This is a genomic window from Micromonospora sp. CB01531 (genome assembly GCF_001905095.1).
In the GTDB taxonomy this organism is placed as follows: Bacteria; Actinomycetota; Actinomycetes; order Mycobacteriales; family Micromonosporaceae; genus Micromonospora.
Window position 1 is genome coordinate 66601 of sequence record NZ_LWLS01000058.1, and the last position, 17747, is coordinate 84347.

Below are 17747 nucleotides of genomic sequence, written 5' to 3' on the forward strand. Positions count from 1 at the left end.
CCCTGGCCATCGCCGCTTCCAGCCGATGAGGCTGGGCCAGGTCCGGCTGGCCGCGCTGCTCGGCGCGGCGCTGAGAGCACTGCCGGCTGGCCCGCAGCGCTCCGCAACGGTCCGTTGCCGTACGCGCTCGCCGCTCCCGATGCGCCAACGCGCTGCGCGCTGCGCCGCCAGCCCCACCGCGCTCTCGGCCCAGTCAGGCGAGGCGAGGATGCCTATTGGCGAATGTCATGGAAGGCTGGCCAGCGTGATTGAACAATCCCTCGACTGCTGTCCCTGCTGCGCATACCGGACTGGGTGTACGACCTGCCCGGTCTGCTTCTGGACCGATGACGGACAGCGGGATGCGGACGCCGGCGCGGTGGCCGGCGGCCCCAACGGGGATATCAGCCTGAGCGACGCCCAGCTCAACTTCGCCATCTATGGGGCCAGCCACCCACGGTACGTGGACGTGGTACGGCCGCCCCGCAGCGATGAGCTGCCATAGCTTCTCCCGCGCCTTGTCCAGTTCACCGTCGGCGAGGTCCTTCTCGACCGCACGCAGCCGCTTGCCCAGCTCGTCGCCGGCGTTCCGGGATATCTGCCGCTCCCGCACAAGCCAGTCGACACCGCCGCACCCGCCACGGCTGTGCACATCAGCCGGCGGGCCCGATGGCCGGCTGACGTCCACCCGCCACTGGCCACTGTCTCCGGTGCCTACCCGTCGAACGCGGGGCTCCAGCGGAAGGTGGTTGCCGACGTCGTCCGCCGCTTCGATCCTCAAAAGTCGCCGGACCCGGTGGAGATCACGTTCAGTCCCGCATCTGTGGCTACGTCGGGCTCACCGGCTCGCCGTCCAGCAGTATCGTGACCCGATCCTGGTAGAACGCGGTCAGTCCGGCGATGTTGGCCACGCCGGGCAGTGGGTCGGGGTAGTACCACCCGATGTTGCGCCCGTCGCGTCCGGGTAGGTCGCGCAGCGACCAGTATGAGGCGACACCCTTGTAGGGGCAGCGGGTGTGATGGTCGGAGGGTAGCAACAGATCCTGGACCAGGTCGGCGGCCGGGATGTAGTAGCGGGTGGGCAGGCCGGTCTCGAACAGCAGCACCGGACGGTGGGTGTCGGCGAGCACGACGCCGTCATGTTCGACCACCACATGCCGTGAGCTCGGCAGCGAGTCGACGCGAGAGAACGGATCACGTGGGTGCACGAAGATCTGTTCGTCTTCCTCGTACCACCGCTCGATGCCCTGGCCGAACCACTCCCGCCAGGCGAGGCACACTGTCTCGGCAAAGATGTCGCCAGGGTAGGTCCACGCGGCGTTGGGCAGGGTCACCCCGGCGACGGTCAGATCGTAAAAGCTGCTGCCGGCCCGGCTGCCGGGCTCCGGCGGCCGGGCGGCGGGCCGCAGCGTTCCACCGGTCACGTCGGTCAGCGCGAAGGCGTAGAACGGCACGGGCAGCTCGGGCTCCCAGACCAGCAGCGGTCGCCGGCTGTCCACGACGGTGACCTCGCCGATGGTGCCGCGGACCCACCGCTCGCTGCGGTGGTAGGTGAGCCGGTCGTTCGGCGGGGCGAAACGCGGTGCGGGCCCGAGCATGGCCAACCCCCTCGACAACACGCGGCTTTCCACGTGTTCCACAGTCAAAGCTTGTGTTTTCGACTCTCTACTGCTGTCCTGAAATCCTACATACGACTGCCGCCCAGCGGCACCCAGCGAGGGGAGCGATCCGGTATGGGCGATGAGCCGAAGCAGCGACCGCGGATGACCGCGGAGATCGAAGGTGACTTCGCCGTCTTCATCACCGGCATGCGGATCAATCGATACTGGAAGATCCATCAGTGGTACCCGAACTTCCGCGACATGCGCAAGATCTTGATGGCGCTCTTCAGCGACCCTGAGTACGGCGCGTTGTGCGCCCACCACGCCTGGACTCGCCGCGGGCCGATCCTGATCGGGTACTTTCGCAGTGTCGAGCAGTTGGAACGATTCGCCAACGACCCGCAGCAGCCGCACGCCGAGGTCTGGGCACGATACTTCAAGCGGATGAAGAACAACGGCGACGTCGGAGTCTGGCACGAGACTTTCGTGGTCAGGTCCGGCGAGTACGAGGCTGTATACGACTACATGCCGTCGCCCACCGGTTTGGCGATGGGCACGTCTCACGTGCCGGTCGAGCGCCGCGGCGACCTCGCCGTGCAGCGCCGCGCCACCGGTGCCCGGCTCGCGAAAGAGAGGGCGGCCGCACAGACGGCTGTGGAGGAAAAGGCTGCCGCAGGCCGCGTGGACGCGGAGTGAGATCGTCGTGCGGCTGGTCGCGGCGTTGCGGATCGGCCCGCCGCACCGCGGCCTCATACCGCCTGAGTACCACCCTTGTTACCTTTTGATCGTCCCCAGCCGGGCGCTCCGATGTCGCCCGGCCCGGTGTGACTTGACTGCCCCTGTCGTACGCATGATCCGGGGGGGTGTTGTCGCCGGGTCGGGTGGCGTCGGCGGACCGCTGATCGGGACCCGGCCGCACCTTTCGGGGGACGTCTCTTCGCAACGTGGCCAGTACGGCGGATCGCTGACCCGCACCCCGGCACCACATAGGCCGGCGCCCGACGCGTTGGTGATCGCCGCCGCGGTCCGCACCGTGTCCCACAACCCTGCGGCGGGTCGACACCGGCGCCGGCGCGAACCCACCTCGATCGCGGTCAAGAACGCGCCCCCGCATGGGGACGAGGCTGGTCGCGGCGATCCTGGCCGCCCTCGACGAGCAGACCGTTACCGTCCCCGGCGGGCAGGCCGCCGAGACGAGCGTGCCCCGCCTCGCCGGCAGCCCCCGCTACGTACCCGGGTGCCTGTCGGGTCCGCAGCCATGGCTGACGGCGGACCCGACTCGAGCACTGGGCAGGCGACTCAACCCTGCTGCTGGACGCGGCGGGGAAGCAGGAAGCTTGCGGCGATGGCCAGCGTGAACACCAGGATCTGGTAGAGCAGCGCCCGTTCGGTGGTCTGCTGGTAGGCGGTGCGGTTCGCCAGGAACTGCAGCTTGTCGTGCATGTCAGCGACGCCCGGGTCAGCGGCCCCGGACTGGGCCGGCACGGCGCGGCACGTGTCCAGATCGGCGATCGGGTTGGCGACCTCGATCCGCCCGGTGAAGCAGGCCCGGGCGTTGCCGGCGGCAGTGTCGACGGTCGCCACCGGCAGACCCCGGGCGGTCATCTCCTCCTTGACCGTGGCGCTGAGGTCGTCGCCGACGGCGGGGGACTGGGCACCCAGGACGAGGAAGAAGACCATGCTGCTCAGGGCGATGCCGATGGCCGCACCCATCTGCTGCACGGTGTTGAACACCCCGGAGGCGGCGCCTGCGCTGTCCAACGGCACGTCGTTGAGCGTGTAGGTGAGCAGCGGGGCGAAGGTCATGCCCATGCCCGCGCCGCCGAGGATGAGCCCAGGGGCCAGCGCCCACGGGGTGGCAGTGTCGAAGCGGTGGATCACGGTGATCAGGATGACCATCGCCGCGATCAGCATGACCAGCCCGAGTTGGAGGCCGAGCCGTCCGAGCTTCGGGGTGATGCGGCGCGCGGAGATGGCGGTGAACAGGGGGACGGCGAAGCCCCACAGCACGCCGATCAGGCCGGCCTTGATTACCGAGAAGCCCTGCCCGAACTGCAGGTAGAGGGTGTTGACCAGGAAGAACGGCATGACGCCGCTCATGAAGAACAGGGAGACGGCGAGGCCGCCGCGGAAGGAGCGGTGGGAGAACAGTGACATCGGGATGAGCGGCGAGACCGTTCGGCGTCGCTGCACCGCCACCAGCGCGGCGAAGGCCAGCACCGAGGCGGCCAGGCTGGCCAAGGTCCACACCGGCCAGCCCTGCTCCGGACCCTGGATGAGCGGGAACACCAGCAACAGCATGCCGAGACCCACCAGGACGGCGCCCTGGACGTCCAGCCGCTGGGCGGACTTCCCTCGGGACTCGGGCACCAGCTTCGCGGTGATCACCAGACAACCCACGGCGATGGGGAGGTTCACCAGGAAGATCGTGCGCCAGGTGAGACCACCGACATTGGAGGCGGTGAGCAAGGCGCCCACGACGGGACCGCCCACCGTGCCGACGGCGAAGACAACGCTCAGGGCGGAGAACGCGCGTCCCCGATCGTTGGGCGGGTACATGACCTGGAGGATCGACAGCACCTGCGGGACCATGAGCGCACCCATGCCGCCCTGCACGAAACGGGCCACGATCATCTGTTCGGGAGCTACCGCGATCCCCGCGACGAGCGAGGCGGCGGCGAACCCGGTCATGCCGATGATGAAGATGCGTTTGCGGCCGTAGATGTCGCCGAGACGGCCACCGGTCACCAGCATGGTGGCGAAGGCGAGGGTGTACCCGCCCACCATCCACTGCATGTTGGAGCTGGAGGCGCCAATGTCCTCCTGGATGGTCGGCAGGGCTACGTTGACGATCACGATGTCGAGCAGGTCGAGCAGCAGGCCGACCAGGACGGCGAAGAGCGCGATGGTCCGCGCTCGACCGGCAATCGGACGTGGCTCCGCAGGGGTCTCTGCAGGACTGGGGGATGGTCGCGTCCTCGGTCGTGTCATTCGCCGTACCTTCCATGATCGCTTCTCGGATCGTTGACCGGCCGGGGCGACCAGCGCGGACAACTCTGCCGCCTCGGCTGCTGGGAAACAGGCTATCCACGCTCTGTAACAGTGTCCATCAAAGACGCCTCTAGTGTCTTACGAGGTTTCGGTGGGATTCTTTGAGAGACACGCACGACCGGTGGGAAGCCTCGACGTGAGGAGCGCGCGATGGGAATGACTCAACCGGCCACCCATCTCTTGCCCGAGCCGGCGCTGTGGATCGGCGGGGAGCGGGTGGTGGAGTCGTCTGGCGGGCGGGCGGAACACGTTTACGCCGCGACGGGGCGGCCGACGACGGAGGTGGTGCTCGCCGGCCCGGCCGAAGTCGACCAGGCCGTGGCGCTGGCCCGACAGAGCCTGCCGCAGTGGCGGGACAGCTCGGCCGAGGTCCGGCGCGACACGCTGCTGCGGCTGGCCGACCTGCTGCTCGTCCACGCCGAGTCCCTCGCCGCGTTGCAGAGCCTGGAGATCGGCCTGCCGACGCAACTGGCGCGGCGGCTGCCGGCGCTGGCGGCTGACCACCTGCGGTACTACGCCGGGTGGTGCGACAAGGTCGGCGGCGAGGTGGTGCCCACCTGGCCCGGGCGCAGCCTCGACTACACCCTCGACGAGCCGTACGGCGTGGTGGCGGGCATCATCCCGTGGAACGGTTCGTTGATGTCGATGGCGCAACTGCTCGGCCCGGCGCTGGCGGCCGGCAACGCTGTCGTGGTCAAGCCGTCGGAGTTGGCGCCCTTCGTCGGCGTGCGGTTCGCTGAGATCGCGGTGGAGGCGGGTGTGCCGCAGGGTGTGGTGGTGGTCGTGCCCGGCGGGCCGCCGGCCGGTGCGGCCCTGGCGGGACACCCTGGCGTCGACAAGGTGCATTTCACCGGCAGTGCGGCGACTGGCCGGCAGGTGCTCGCCGAGGCGGCTCGGAACCTGACGCCGGTGGCGTTGGAGCTGGGCGGCAAGTCGCCGCACGTCATCTTCGACGACGCCGACGTGCGGTCGGCGGCGCGGTACGCGATGAGCGGCGTGGTGGCCTTGTCGGGGCAGGGCTGCGCCAACGGCACCCGGCTGCTGGTGCACTCCGCTGTCCGCGAGCAGGTGCTCCAGACGCTGACCTCGCGGTTGCGTCGTGTCCGGGTGGGTGACCCGGCCGACGAGACGACCGTGATGGGTCCCGTGGTGTCCCGGCAGGCGTGTGACCGCATCCTCGGTGTGGTCGACCGGGCCCGCGAGGGCGGCGCGCGGCTGCTGACGGGTGGCGGGCGCTGCGGCGGTGACCTCGCTGACGGCTTCTTCGTGGAGCCCACCGTCTTCGCCGACGTCGACTGCGACGCCGAGCTCGCCCAGGAGGAGGTCTTCGGGCCGGTGCTGGCGGTGTCGAGCTTCGACACCGAGGAGGAGGCGGTGCGGCTGGCCAACGCCACCCGATACGGCCTGGGTGCCTATCTGCACACCAACGATCTGCGCCGCGCCCACCGGGTCAGCCGGGTCGTCGCGGCCGGCAGCGTATGGGTGAACGGGGCGCCGGGCCTGATGCCGTCGGCCCCGTTCGGCGGGGTGAAACAGAGCGGTTCCGCGCGCATCGGCGGCCTCGCGGGTCTGCGCGAGTTCCTCCGGCCGAAGAACGTGTGGATACCGGTCTGAACGCAGCCACAGGTGGGGTGATCTTGGTAACACGAGAAGTGTCTTTCGGGGCGTCGTCTGACACACAACGTGGTCTTTCGAGCACCATCAGCGTTGCTGGACGTGTGTTGGGTCACCAGCCGTTATGATGACCTCACCCTGACCTGACGGGTGACCTTCCGTTCACGTCCGGAACGACCAAGTGCATGTGCGGAAACGAATAACAGTGTCTTAGTGTCTTACGTGCGCCGGATGCTGAGTACGGAGAAGGGCGGAAACATGGCTCAGTACATCGTCACGATCACACCGGTGCTTGGTGTGGAAGGCGCGGGAGAGGAGTCCTCCCGCACCACCATGCGCGTATTCGCCGAGGACGGCCAGGTCTACATCAAGGAGCTGACCGTCCGCGTCGCCGAGGACCTCAAGCTCGGCGCCGCCGACCTGCTCCAGGTCGACCTCGACCTGCTGATGCAGGCGTTCGCCGCCAAGCGTCCCGCGGCCGCCGCCGCGCCGCCCGAGAGCCTGGACACCGCCCGGCCCTACCGTATCGCCACACCGAGCCGGGCCACCAAGCCAGACCGCGCCTACCGTCGTATGCCGGACCCGAGCGAACTCAAAGACATCTACCTCAAGAACCGCACTGTCACCGGTGTCGCCAAACACTACGACGTGCCCACCCACACCGCCCAGGGGTGGATCACCCGGCTACGCCGCAAGGGTGTCATCCCCAGCGCCAAGTGACGTCGAGGCCCGCGAGTCACAGCGGGCCACCGTCACCGCCCTCACCCACCAGGTGTGCGCCGAAGGCCGCGTACGAGTTGCGGCTGGCCACGAAGTGCTGGCGGGCAGTGTTGACATCCCGCAGCCGGCGGGACAGGGGAGAAGAGTCGTACACCGCTGTCCCGCCGGCCAACTCGAAGGCCGCGTCGGTCGCCCTGACCGCCAGCGCAGTCGCCTGCGCGGCAGCCGCCCGCACCTGCACTCGCCGCAACGCCGCATCCGGACCCGGGTAGCCACCCCACTCATCGCCGGCCTGGTCGTAGAGCAGCGCCCGACCTGCCTGCACCACCATCCGCGCCTCGCCCAGCCGCTCCTGGAAGGCGACCGAGGCCGCCAGCCGCGTCGCGCTCAGCGCCGGCCGCTTGCCGCCCGCCGCCAGCTCGACGACGTCCCGCAGGGCCGCCTCGGCGACACCCAGTGCCGCCGCCGCGATGATGAGGCTGGACTGCGCGATGCTCATCGCCGCCCGCGCCGCTGTCGCCGACCCGGGCACCAGCTCCACGGCCCGCTCCGCCGGGCAGAAGCCGCCGGAGACGGCGAGGTCGTGGCTACCCGTGCCGCGTAGACCGAGGGTGTGCCAGGTATCGACCACCGTGACGTCTGCGGCGGGCAGCAACATGATCCGGGTGGCGGGCCGGTCCCCGTCCAACGCCACCGCGCGCCCCCGCACCAGGACGCAGTTGAGGTACACCCAGGCGGCGCGCTCGCAGCCGGTGACGAACGGCCACTGACCGGAGATCCGCCACCCGCCGTCGACCTCGGTGGCCCGGCCCTTCGGGGCCACCGCGCCGGCGGCGTAGACGTCCGGGCCGTCGGCGAAAATCGCCGCGACGGTCGCCGCCGGCGCGCACCCGATGATGAGCTGGGACAGGGCAACCTGGCCGACCATCCAGGCCACCGACCCGTCCGCCGTGCCCAGCGTCTCGATGACCCGCAGCGTGTCCGGCACGCTCAGGCCGGTGCCGCCGTGTTCCACGGGCGCGAGCATGCGCAGGCAACCCGCCGCGCGCAGCCCGTCAAGCAGCTGCTCCGGGAGCCCCCGCACCCGCTCGACCTCGTCGGCGTGCTTGACGACCTCCGGAAGGAGATCACGGACCATTTGCAGAGTCGTCATGCCGATCCTCGCCCTCCGGTCTGGCGTGCCGGTCCGAATACCGGGCCGCGCTCGCTCGATCCACCCAAGCGCCCCGGAACGACCGATGACCATCGTACTGTCTGCATGTATCGTCGCAACAGACACGAGACTGTTGTGTGTAGACACTCTGAAAGCACAGCCGAACCGGCTGGGGAGGTACCTCATGACGGCGTCTGACGCGCAGACACACGTGTTCGCGATGAGAATGTGGAAGTCTCTTCTCGCCACCCAGGAGCTGCTGTCGGCGTACCTGGGGGTCAAGCTCGGCCTGTACGAGGCGCTGGCCACCGCGCCGGGACCGCTGCGCCCGGACGAGCTGGCCCGGGCCGCCGACGTCGCCCCCCGGTACGCCAGAGAGTGGCTGGAACAGCAGGCCGTCTGCGGCATCGTCGAAACCGACGACGCCCGGCTGCCGGCCGAGCAGCGAGCGTACCGGCTGCCCGCCGGGCACGCCGCCGTCCTGACGGTCTCGGACGACCCGATGTCCCTGGCCTCCCTCGCCGTGCTGCCCCTCGGGGGCGTCGCCGCCGCCCTGCCGGACCTCCTGGCGGCCTACCGCAGCGGCGCGGGCGTGCCCGACGACGTGTTCGGCGTGGACTGGCGCGACGGCCACTCCGGCGCCAACCGGGCCCTGTTCGCCCACCAACTCGCCGGCTGGATCGCCGAGCAACTGCCCGACGTGCACGCCCGGCTCGACGCGCCCGGCCAGCGCATCGCCGACGTCGCCTGCGGGACCGGCTGGTCGAGCATCGCGCTGGCCCGGGCGTACCCGCATGCCGAGGTGAACGGCCTGGACCTCGACGGCGCCGCCCTGCGGCAGGCCGAGCGGCACGCCGTCGAGGCGGGCGTCGCCGACCGGGTCCGCTTCGCCCGTCGCGACGCCGCCGACCCTCAGCTGGCGGGCGAGTACCACCTCGTGTGCCTCTTCGACGCGCTGCACGAGGTGTCCCAACCGGTCGCCGTGCTCCAGGCGTGCCGGCAGTTGCGTGCCGCTGACGGCGCCGTGCTCGTGATGGACGCCAAGGTCGCGCCCGCCTTCACGGCCCCCGGCGACGACGTGGAGCGGTTCCAGTACGGCACGAGTGTGCTGCACTGCCTGCCCGCGAGCCGCACCGGGGAAGACTCGACCGGCACTGGCACGGTGTTACGCCCCGGGATGGTGCGCGAGCTGGCGGTCAAGGCCGGCTTCTCGGGCATGACAGTCCTCGCCGTCAACGACCGCTTCCACCGGCTCTATCGACTGACCGGCTGAACCCGCGCAGGCACGCCCAGCAGGGGTGCTCGTTCGGCCGCGGAAGTCCGCTGGCGACGAGGTGGTGCCCACCCCGACGGCCGGATGCGGACCCGCACGCCAAGTGGTGTGGGCAGGGTCCGGGGCGACCCGGACCCTGCCCCGATTCGTGTTCAGGCCCCGTCGCGCTCCGCGAGCCGCTGGACCACCAGGTCCTGCACGGCGCCGACAGTGGTGATCTTGCGGGCGGTGTCCTCGTCGATGGGGTCGAGGTCGAACTCGTCCTCGATGGCGAACGCCACCTCCATCAGGGCCAGGGAGTGGTAACCCAGGTCCTTGATGAGGTGGGAGTCCGCGGTCACCTCCACGCTGTCCTTCGGCGCCATGTCGGAGATGATCGCCGCCACGGCAGCGCGGATCTCCTCCTCGGTACGGCGGGCGGGAGCGGTCTGCTCGGTCATGGTCGATCTCCTCCGTGCTGCTGGCATGACGGTTGGGTGGGGGACGCTCAGGAGGCCCGAGCGCCGGTCAGCGGGTGGGAAACGAGCGGCGGAGCACTTTGGCGCTGGTGGCGCACCACCGCCCCGAGCGCGGGCGCCCAGCGGCGCGACCACCCCGCGACGACCCCTGGCACGTCCTCGAACTCCTCCTCGAGGATCGACAGGCAGGGAACCGGCGCGGTCGCGCCGAGCTCCGTCAGCAGCGGGCGCAGGTACTGGTCCCCGGCACCGCGGTGCTTGGCCCAGCCGGCGGTCATCGCCCCGACGGCGACGCAGTCGGCCAGCCCGTCCATCGGAAGCATGTCCAGGAACAGCTTCAGCAGGCCGGTGTAGGTGCCCTTGAACGTCGGGCTGACCACCATCAGCAGACCGGCCCGGCGGACCAGGCCCAGGCACCGCTCTATCTCCGGCCCCAACGGCACGCTGCGGCTGGCGCGCAGCGGCAGCGCGGCACCGACGTCGGCCAGGTCGACGATCTCCGGTCGGGCGAGCTCGACGCCCTCCGCGGCGAGGGCTAGCGACAGCTCCTCCACCAGCCGGACGGCGATCCCGCCCGTACGGGAGCCCTTGCGAGGGCTGCCCACCAGCAGCGTCGTCTGCACCAGCGCGCTCCGGTCCCTCACGACGCCTCCAGCCCGAGCAGCCCCCGGCGCCGCAGCAGCGGCAACACGCCCTCGGCGAAGTTGTACGCCTCCTCCAAGTGGGGCTGCCCGGAGAGGATGAGATGGTTCAAGCCCAGCGTGTGGTACTCCTCGATCCGCTCGGCCACCTGCTCGTGGCTGCCGACCAGTGCGGCGCCGGCACCCGGGCGGACCAGGCCGTAGCCGGCCCACACATTCGGGTACACCTCCAGGTCGTCGACCCGGCCGCCATGCAGGGCGGCCATCCGACGCTGCCCCTCCGAGTCGGTGCGGCGGAACCGCCGCTGGGCGTCGGCGATACGGCCGGCGTCCATGCCGTCGAGCAGCCGGCGGGTCACCGCCCACGCCTCCTGCGCGGTGTCCCGGCTGATGACGTGGAACCGCGTGCCGAACTCGACGCTGCGGCCCCGGGCAGCGGCCAGCTCGGCGACCCGGCCGGTGAGGGCGACCAACCCGTCCGGTCGCTCGCCCCACGCCAGGTAGACGTCGGCATGGGCAGCGGCCACCCGCTGCGCCGCGGCCGAGGACCCGCCCAGCAGGACCGTCGGCCGCACGTCGTGTGGCCGGGTCAGCATCCCAGCCTTGATCTGGTAGTGGTCGCCGTGAAAGTCAAACGGCTCGCCGTGCCAGGCGCGGTGAAAGACGTCGAGGAACTCCTCGGTGCGGGCATAGCGCTCGTCGTGGTCGAGCCAGTCGCCGTAGCGCCGCTGCTCGTCGGCGTCCCCGCCGGTGACGATGTTGAGCATCAGCCGGCCACCGGAGAGCCGCTGGAACGTCGCGGCCGACTGGGCGCACACCATCGGCGGCAGCGCGCTGGGCCGGCAGGCGATCATGAAGTGCATGCTGCGGGTCTGCTGCGACAGCGCCGCGGACAGCAGCCAGGGGTCCTCGCAGAACAGGCCGGTCGGCACCAGCGCACCGGCGAAGCCGAGCCCGTCGACGGCCCGGGCGACCTGGCTGAGATAGTTCAGCTCCGGCTCCCGCCGGATGTTCCTGGTCCCGCCCGCCCCGTCCGCGCTCTTGGCCACCTCCCGGCCGTCGCCGTGCAGTGGCAGGAACCAGTGCAGTCGCAGCGTCATCAACGGTCCCTTCCGCCTCGGGCCGGCCGACCGGCCCCGGATTGACCTACTATCCCGGTGAGCACTTGCCTTTCCTGCTATCCACGTGCATTTACGAGTATGTGTTGGAAGGTTCTCAGGACGCCTGTGACGCTGTCAATACCGTTGGCGTTGCCGCGACCCATCACCGCCCGGACGACGCCAGCGCGACGTCCGGACAGCGCGCCGCCGCCGCCGCGACATCCAGGTACCCGGCCAGGAAGTCCTGCCCGAGCGCCGGGTCGGCCCAACCCCCGGCACGGAACAGCACGGCCTGCACCCGGTGCTCGCCCACCGGGGCCAGGGCCAGCTCGAACGGGAAGCGGCTGCCGATCTCCGTGGGAACCACCAGCTCGAAGCGCGCGCCGCCGCCGGTCAGGTCATGCCGCAGGGGCGACATCACGTTGAACATCACGTCGTCGGCCCGCCCGCCGCCGGTGTCGACGATGCCCGTCGGCAGCAGATGAAAGGGCAGATCCTGGTACGCGAACGCGCCGATCACCGCGGCGTGCACGTGGCGTACCAGGTCCGCGAAGCTGCGTTGACGGGCGACCTGGGCGCGCAGCAGCACCATGCCGGCGAGCAGGCCGACGGTGTCGCGCACCTCGGGCCGGGACCGGTTGGCGAACATCGACGCTACCGCCAGGTCGGGCTGGCCGGTCAGGCGATGCAGCTGGGCGTGGAAGGCCGCCAGCAGCACCGTGAACATGGTCGTCTTCTCCCGCCTCGCCAGCTCCCGCAGCCCGGCCACGGTCGCGGCCGGCAGCTCCGCCGCGACGGATCGGGTCGCCACCGTGGCGGCGCCAATGTTGTCCGCGGCCGGATAGAGCGCGTCGAGCCGGGGAATCTGGCTGCCCTCGAGCTGGCGTCGCCAGTACCGCTGATACCGGGCGAGCTGGTCCGAGGCCAGCAGCTCCTGCTGCGCCTGCGCGAAGCGGGCCATCTGCCAGCCCACCGGCGTGGGGACGCTGGCCCCGCCGCAGGCGGCGTCGTAACAGGCAACCAGGTCGCGCAGCAGGATGCCGGTGGACCACGCGTCGGTGACGAGATGGTGCAGGTTGAGGCAGAACAGGTGCTCCCGCGGGCCGACCCGCCAGACGCTGGCCCGCGCCGGCCACTGCCCGGGGTCGATCGGCGTCTGGAGCTCCCGGGCCAGCGCCGCGTCCGGCGACTCGCCCGCTGCCGCCGCGTCGGCCCAGGCCAGCGGCTGCGGGCGCGGGGCGTGCACGCGCTGCACGAGGCGTGCGCCGCGGCCGTGGAAGGTCGTCCGCAGCGACTCGTGCCGGACCACCAGCTGGTCCACCGCCGCCTGTAACGCCCGGTCGTCCAGGCGCCCCACGATGCGGCAGACGACCGGGCAGTTCAGCGCGCCGAAGTCCGACCGGTAGTGCTTGATCATCCACAGCAGGCGCTGGGAGATCGAGGCGGGTGTTTCGAGTGCTTCCACAACGGCAGGATAGTCTTTCCATTGGCTTTGCGCGTGTGGCGAACTAGTCTTTGCTGCTATGAGCGAGTTGGTAGTGCGCTCCACCCAGGACGCCCGGCTCAACTGGAACTACGAACTCTCGGACTCCCGCACCGGCTTGCTCTACCAGCGGGCCAAGCAGGCGCAGTGGAGCGTCGACGAAATCGACTGGCTCCTCGACGTGCCCTTCGGAGCGCCGCTGCCCGACGACTCCGCCTTCGCCATGGCCGCGTTCGCCGCGTCCCCGCTGGCCCGGCGGGGCCGGCCAGCCTGGGACGAGTTCCGCTGGGAACTCCAGGTGTGGATGGTCAGCCAGTTCCTGCACGGCGAGCAGGCGGCCATGGTTGTCGCCGCCCGGTTGGTGGAGATCGTCACCGGACTGGAAAGCAAGCTGTACGCGGCAACTCAGGCGGTGGACGAGGCGCGCCATGTGGAGGTCTTCTCCCGCTACCTGAGGGAGAAGATCGAGCGGCCGTACCCGATCTCCGAGCCGCTGGCGCTGCTGCTGTCCGACATCCTCGAGGACAACCGCTGGGACGTCATCTCGCTGGGCATGCAGATCATGGTCGAGGCGCTGGCGATGGCCGCGTTCCGGTTGGCACACAGCACCTTCCACGACCCGCTGATCAAGCGGATCACCGGCCTCGTGGCGAGGGACGAGGCCCGGCACGTGTCGTTCGGCGTGCTGTCGCTGCGCGGGCTGTACGACGAGATGACCTTTCGCGAGCGGGCCGAGCGGGAGGAACTGGTGCTGGAGGCCGCCGCCCTGATCCGCCGCCGGTTCCTGCTCGGTGACATCTGGGACCGCATGGAGATCCCGATGGCCGAGGGGCTCGACTTCGCCGCCCGCAACGAGCTGATGGTCGCCTACCGGCAGGCCATCTTCTCCCGGGTAGGCCGGGCGCTGGACCAGATCGGGCTGATGACCCCTCGCGTGCGGGACGGGCTCGCCCGACTGGATCTGATCCAATTCGTGGAAGGTAGGCGCGGTGGCTGAGCGAACGGGCGTCCGGCAGCGGCCGCCGATGGACCTGTCGTCGCTGATGCGGCTGGCGGAGCTGGCCGATGTCATCGTGCCGATGACCGTGCGGGCGGTCAGCGACCTGGGGATCGCCGACCTGCTCATCGACGGGCCCCGGCCCGTGGCCGAGCTCGCCGCCGCGGTCGGTGCGCACGAGAGGTCGCTGTGCCGGGCGCTGCGGGCGCTGGCGGCCAAGGGCATCTTCACGGAGCCGCAGCCGGAGGTGTTCGCCCTGACGCCCCTGGCCCAGCCGCTGCGCAGCGACCACCCGCTGTCGGTGCGCGCTGTCTACACGCTGCTCGCCTCCGACGTGCAGGCGTGGGCGATGCTGCCGCACAGCCTGCGCACCGGCGAGGCCGCCTTCGACCGGGCGCACGGCACGGACTACTGGAGCCACCTGGCCGGGAACCCGGACGAAAGCCGGCGGGTGGACCGCTGGATGCACGCCGTCACCCGGCTGCACCTGCGTACCGTCTTGCCCTGCCACCCGTGGGGGGAGCTGTCCCACCTGGTCGACGTCGGCGGCGGTGACGGCGGCTTCCTCGCCGGCCTGCTCGGACGGTACCCCGCCATGCGCGGCACGCTGCTGGACCTGCCGCACGTCGTCGCGGCGGCCGACCGGGTCCTGACCGAGGCGGGGGTGCGGGACCGGTGCGAGATCGTCCCCGGCAGCTTCTTCGACCCGCTGCCCGCCGACGCGGACGCGTACCTGCTCAAGACGGTGCTGCCCGGGTTCGGCGACGACCAGGTGGTGGCGGTGCTCCGCCGGGTCCGGGAGGCGATGCGGCCGGACAGCCGGCTGCTGCTGCTGGAGGCCGTCCTGCCCGCCGGGGACACCTACGACGTAGCCAAGCTGTACGACGTGCACACGCTGGTGCTCACCGGCGGCACCCACCGCACGGCCGAGGAAACCGAGGCCCTGCTCGGCCGTGCCGGGCTGCGGCTGGACACCGTCCGGCCGACGGCCACGCTGACCATCCTCGCCGCCACGCCGGCCTGATCCGACCCCCCGGCCGGGCGGCCCGACGGCCGTACGCGGGCTCGACCGCCCACCGTTGGGGGGTCCGGCCGCGCCCGCGCGGCCCGGCCGACCGGGGGCCGCAGCGCCGACGCCACCGGCGTCAGGCAGGCTGGACGGCCAGCGGCACGTGGGCGAAGGCGCGGAACGGCGTGTCGCTCTCCCGGACCAGCTCGCCGGCCTGCTCGACCGAGCGGGTGCGACGCAGCACCCAGTCGAAGACGACTTGCGCCTCCGTGCGGGCCAGGAACGCGCCCAGGCACAAATGCCCGCCGCCGCCGAAGGTGACATGCGGGTTCGGGCTGCGGGTGACATCCAGCCTGTCAGGGAAGCGGAAGACCGCCTCGTCGTGGTTCGCCGAACCCAGCATCAGCACCAGCACCCGCCCGGCGCGCACGGTGCGCGAGCCGATCCGCACCGGCTCCCGGACCAGCCGGGCGGTGCCCTGGATGGGCGCCTCGAAGCGGAGGAACTCCTCCACCGCGCCGGGCACCAGGCCGGGGTCGGCGCGCAGGAGGGCGAACTGGTCCGGCGCCCGCAGCAGCGCGGCGAACCCGTTGGTGATGAGGTGGACCGTCGTCTCGAAGCCGGCGAAGAACGAGAAGACGGTGTTGTCCACGATCTCGTCGTGGGTCAGCCGGTCCCCGTCGTTCTCCGTCCGCAACAGCGTCGACAGCAGGTCGTCCCCGGGCGCCGCACGGCGCTCGTCGAGCAGGCCGCCGATGTACTTGCGCAGCCACTCCACGGACTCGTGCGCCGCGCCCCGGGCGGCCTCGGGAACGATGGCGCTGAACGCCCGCCCGAGACGCATGGCGTGCTGCCGGACGTCGTCGTGGGCCTCGGGCGGGATACCCATCAACGTGGACACCACCAGCACCGGCAGCGGGTACGCCAGGTCGCGCACCACGTCGCAGGTGCCGGTCTCCAGCGCCGGGGTCAGGAGCCGGTCCACCGTCCGCTCGATGTAGCCGCGCATCCGCCGCACCACGGCCGGGGTGAAGGCGCCGCTCATCAGCCGCCGGAGCCGGACGTGGTCAGGCGGGTCGCGGTAGAGCATGATGCGCTGGAAAAAGTGGCTGGCCGGTCCCTCGCCCACCGACAGGTGGTGGTACGCCTCGGGGAACTCGCTGCCGAGTCGGGGGTCGCGCTGCAACGCCACGACGTCGGCGTGCCGGGTGACGCCCCAGCTGCCGGGGCCGAACCGGCATAGCGGTCCGGCCTCGCGCAGCCGCGCATAGGTCGGATAGGGATCGTGCAGGACGGCGGGGTCGAGCGCGTCGAACCTGGGCGGCAGACCGGAGGCATCCATGCCTGCCAGTCTTGGCCCGGACCCGCTGCCCGGGCAAGTGTTTACGCGTGTTTGCCGAAAACCCTATGCCGACGCTTCGCGGGGCAGGTAGCTGCCGAAGCTCCAGACGTGACCCTCGAGGTCGTACACCCCGTAGTCGCGGGAGCCGTACGAGGTGTCATGCAGCTCGTAGACCAGCTTGGCGCCGGCCTGCACCGACCGCTGGTAGTGCTTGTCGACGTCCGCCGCGTCGCCGACGCAGATGTAGACGCCGCCGCTGGTGGCGGGCAGCTCGCGTGGGCTGACCATGCCCAGCGAGTCGTTCGGGCCGCCGCCGCCGAGCTGGATCGTGGCGTTGCCCCAGCTCAGCTCGGCGTGCACCACCTCGCCGTCGACCTCGGTGACGTCGAAACGCTCCAGGCCAAACGCGTTGACGAGCCAGTCAACGGCAGCCGTCGGGTCCTGGTAGCGCAGGAAGGGGATGACCGGAGAGAACGAACGTTCCGACATGAAGCCTCTTCTCGTATTGAGTCAATCCGTCCGGTGTGGTTCATCATAGGTGACTCGCCTCTGCGCGAGGGTCAACATCATGCTCGACAACCGACAGCGGCCGGCCGAGGGTGGCCAGCGCACCGCGGTAGTCGTCGCCGACGGCCAGGTCGCGCAGGTGCACGCTGATGTGCGGCGGCGGCCGGTCTGCCCAGCTCAGCAGGCGCGCGGGGGCATCCGGGGCGCTGACGGTCAGGTCGGCCGGCGACGGCACGAGGCCGTCCCCGGTCGCCTTGAGGATGGCTTCCTTACGGGACCAGTACCGGATGAACGCGGCGAGTCGCCGCGGCTGCGGCAGGCCGGCCAGCACCCGACGCTCGGCGGGGGAGAGTGCCGAGACCGGGATCCGGCCACCACGCAGGGCCACCCGCTCGATGTCGATGCCGCAGACCGTGTCGCGGGCGATCGCCACCACGATCCGCTCGGCCGAGTGCGACACCGACACGTGCAGCACGCCCGCGCCGGTGTGCACCTCCAGCCGGCCGTGCGGGCCGGCGCAGTGCCGGCACGTCGAGGAGAAGACGACCTCGCGCGGCGTCGTGCCGGCGTGCCGGGCGGCCAGCAGCCGCGCCGCGACGCGGCCCGCCACGAAGCGGGTGCGGGCCGCGTCGTGGCCCAGCCGCCGCGCCCGCGCGCGTTCGGCGTCGTCAAGCAGGGCGTGCAGCCGCTCGGGGACCGGCCCGGCCGGGCACCGCCACACCAGGCACTCGCCGCTGCCGAGCCGCTCGCCCACGCCGCTCCTCCGTCCGCCGCCCCGTCGCCTTTCCCCTCGCCTGTCGGACGAGTCTTTCCGAGTAT

At 71.0% G+C, this 17747-nt stretch carries 17 protein-coding genes and 1 pseudogene; 8 read left to right on the plus strand and 10 right to left on the minus strand.

Annotation, left to right across the window (positions count from 1 at the left end; translation table 11 throughout):
- Window positions 1–208 precede the first annotated feature (208 nt).
- The gene (locus A6A27_RS10100; RefSeq protein WP_073834359.1) at window positions 209–484 is read left to right on the plus strand and encodes a CPCC family cysteine-rich protein; all 276 of its coding nucleotides are present in this window, start codon (window positions 209–211) and stop codon (window positions 482–484) included.
- A 322-nt stretch (window positions 485–806) separates the two neighbouring features.
- Here A6A27_RS10100 and A6A27_RS10105 read toward each other — a convergent pair whose 3' ends face one another.
- Window positions 807–1577: a DUF427 domain-containing protein gene (locus A6A27_RS10105; RefSeq protein ID WP_073834293.1), complete on the minus strand. Its 771-nt coding sequence runs from the start codon at window positions 1575–1577 to the stop codon at window positions 807–809.
- Between the two features lie 165 nt (window positions 1578–1742).
- Between A6A27_RS10105 and A6A27_RS10110 the strand changes: the two genes are divergently transcribed.
- Entirely contained in the window at window positions 1743–2276 is a 534-nt protein-coding gene (locus A6A27_RS10110) for a DUF4188 domain-containing protein (protein ID WP_073834360.1), read from the plus strand.
- Window positions 2277–2658: 382 nt separating this feature from the next.
- Window positions 2659–2794 (plus strand): annotated as a pseudogene (locus A6A27_RS45820) (IS110 family transposase); the annotation flags it as partial.
- A gap of 85 nt (window positions 2795–2879) precedes the next feature.
- Here the strand turns inward: A6A27_RS45820 and A6A27_RS10115 are convergent.
- A complete protein-coding gene (locus A6A27_RS10115) occupies window positions 2880–4571 on the minus strand; it encodes an MFS transporter (protein WP_073834294.1) in 1692 nt (563 codons plus the stop codon).
- A 210-nt stretch (window positions 4572–4781) separates the two neighbouring features.
- Here A6A27_RS10115 and A6A27_RS10120 point away from each other — a divergent pair, with 210 nt between their 5' ends.
- Window positions 4782–6245, plus strand: coding sequence for an aldehyde dehydrogenase family protein (locus A6A27_RS10120; protein ID WP_083672529.1), 1464 nt, complete (start codon window positions 4782–4784; stop codon window positions 6243–6245).
- 231 nt (window positions 6246–6476) lie between these two features.
- Window positions 6477–6965, plus strand: a complete 489-nt coding sequence (locus tag A6A27_RS10125; protein WP_241825208.1) for a hypothetical protein — start codon at window positions 6477–6479, stop codon at window positions 6963–6965.
- 16 nt (window positions 6966–6981) lie between these two features.
- On the opposite strand, the gene A6A27_RS10130 is transcribed toward A6A27_RS10125, so the two are convergent.
- Window positions 6982–8118 carry an acyl-CoA dehydrogenase family protein gene (locus tag A6A27_RS10130; RefSeq protein WP_073834296.1) on the minus strand — a complete coding sequence of 379 codons (1137 nt, stop codon included), beginning with the start codon at window positions 8116–8118 and terminating at the stop codon, window positions 6982–6984.
- Between the two features lie 184 nt (window positions 8119–8302).
- Here A6A27_RS10130 and A6A27_RS10135 point away from each other — a divergent pair, with 184 nt between their 5' ends.
- Window positions 8303–9391 carry a class I SAM-dependent methyltransferase gene (locus A6A27_RS10135; protein ID WP_073834297.1) on the plus strand — a complete coding sequence of 363 codons (1089 nt, stop codon included), beginning with the start codon at window positions 8303–8305 and terminating at the stop codon, window positions 9389–9391.
- Window positions 9392–9543: 152 nt separating this feature from the next.
- Here the strand turns inward: A6A27_RS10135 and A6A27_RS10140 are convergent, their stop codons facing one another.
- From A6A27_RS10140 to A6A27_RS10155, 4 genes are all read right to left on the minus strand, one after another.
- The gene (locus A6A27_RS10140) at window positions 9544–9831 is read right to left on the minus strand and encodes an acyl carrier protein (RefSeq protein ID WP_073834298.1); all 288 of its coding nucleotides are present in this window, start codon (window positions 9829–9831) and stop codon (window positions 9544–9546) included.
- Between the two features lie 47 nt (window positions 9832–9878).
- On the minus strand, window positions 9879–10493 hold the full coding sequence (locus A6A27_RS10145; protein WP_083672530.1) for an NADPH-dependent FMN reductase: 615 nt from the start codon (window positions 10491–10493) through the stop codon (window positions 9879–9881).
- The gene (locus A6A27_RS10150) at window positions 10490–11590 is read right to left on the minus strand and encodes an LLM class flavin-dependent oxidoreductase (protein ID WP_073834299.1); all 1101 of its coding nucleotides are present in this window, start codon (window positions 11588–11590) and stop codon (window positions 10490–10492) included. Before A6A27_RS10150 ends, A6A27_RS10145 begins: the two co-directional genes overlap by 4 nt.
- A gap of 163 nt (window positions 11591–11753) precedes the next feature.
- A complete protein-coding gene (locus A6A27_RS10155) occupies window positions 11754–13055 on the minus strand; it encodes a condensation domain-containing protein (protein ID WP_241825209.1) in 1302 nt (433 codons plus the stop codon).
- A 58-nt stretch (window positions 13056–13113) separates the two neighbouring features.
- Between A6A27_RS10155 and A6A27_RS10160 the strand changes: the two genes are divergently transcribed.
- Complete coding sequence (locus A6A27_RS10160; RefSeq protein ID WP_073834300.1) at window positions 13114–14070, plus strand: ferritin-like domain-containing protein; 957 nt, start codon at window positions 13114–13116, stop codon at window positions 14068–14070.
- Between the two features lie 28 nt (window positions 14071–14098).
- Window positions 14099–15094 carry a methyltransferase gene (locus tag A6A27_RS10165; protein WP_073834301.1) on the plus strand — a complete coding sequence of 332 codons (996 nt, stop codon included), beginning with the start codon at window positions 14099–14101 and terminating at the stop codon, window positions 15092–15094.
- 121 nt (window positions 15095–15215) lie between these two features.
- On the opposite strand, the gene A6A27_RS10170 is transcribed toward A6A27_RS10165, so the two are convergent.
- The 3 genes from A6A27_RS10170 to A6A27_RS10180 all read right to left on the minus strand — a co-directional run bounded on the left by A6A27_RS10170 (window position 15216) and on the right by A6A27_RS10180 (window position 17682).
- Window positions 15216–16421 (minus strand): cytochrome P450, encoded by a 1206-nt coding sequence (locus A6A27_RS10170; RefSeq protein ID WP_073834302.1) that lies wholly within the window; start codon window positions 16419–16421, stop codon window positions 15216–15218.
- 63 nt (window positions 16422–16484) lie between these two features.
- Window positions 16485–16910, minus strand: a complete 426-nt coding sequence (locus A6A27_RS10175; protein WP_073834303.1) for a VOC family protein — start codon at window positions 16908–16910, stop codon at window positions 16485–16487.
- Between the two features lie 43 nt (window positions 16911–16953).
- Entirely contained in the window at window positions 16954–17682 is a 729-nt protein-coding gene (locus tag A6A27_RS10180; protein ID WP_073834304.1) for a 4'-phosphopantetheinyl transferase family protein, read from the minus strand.
- Between the last annotated feature and the right edge of the window lie 65 nt (window positions 17683–17747).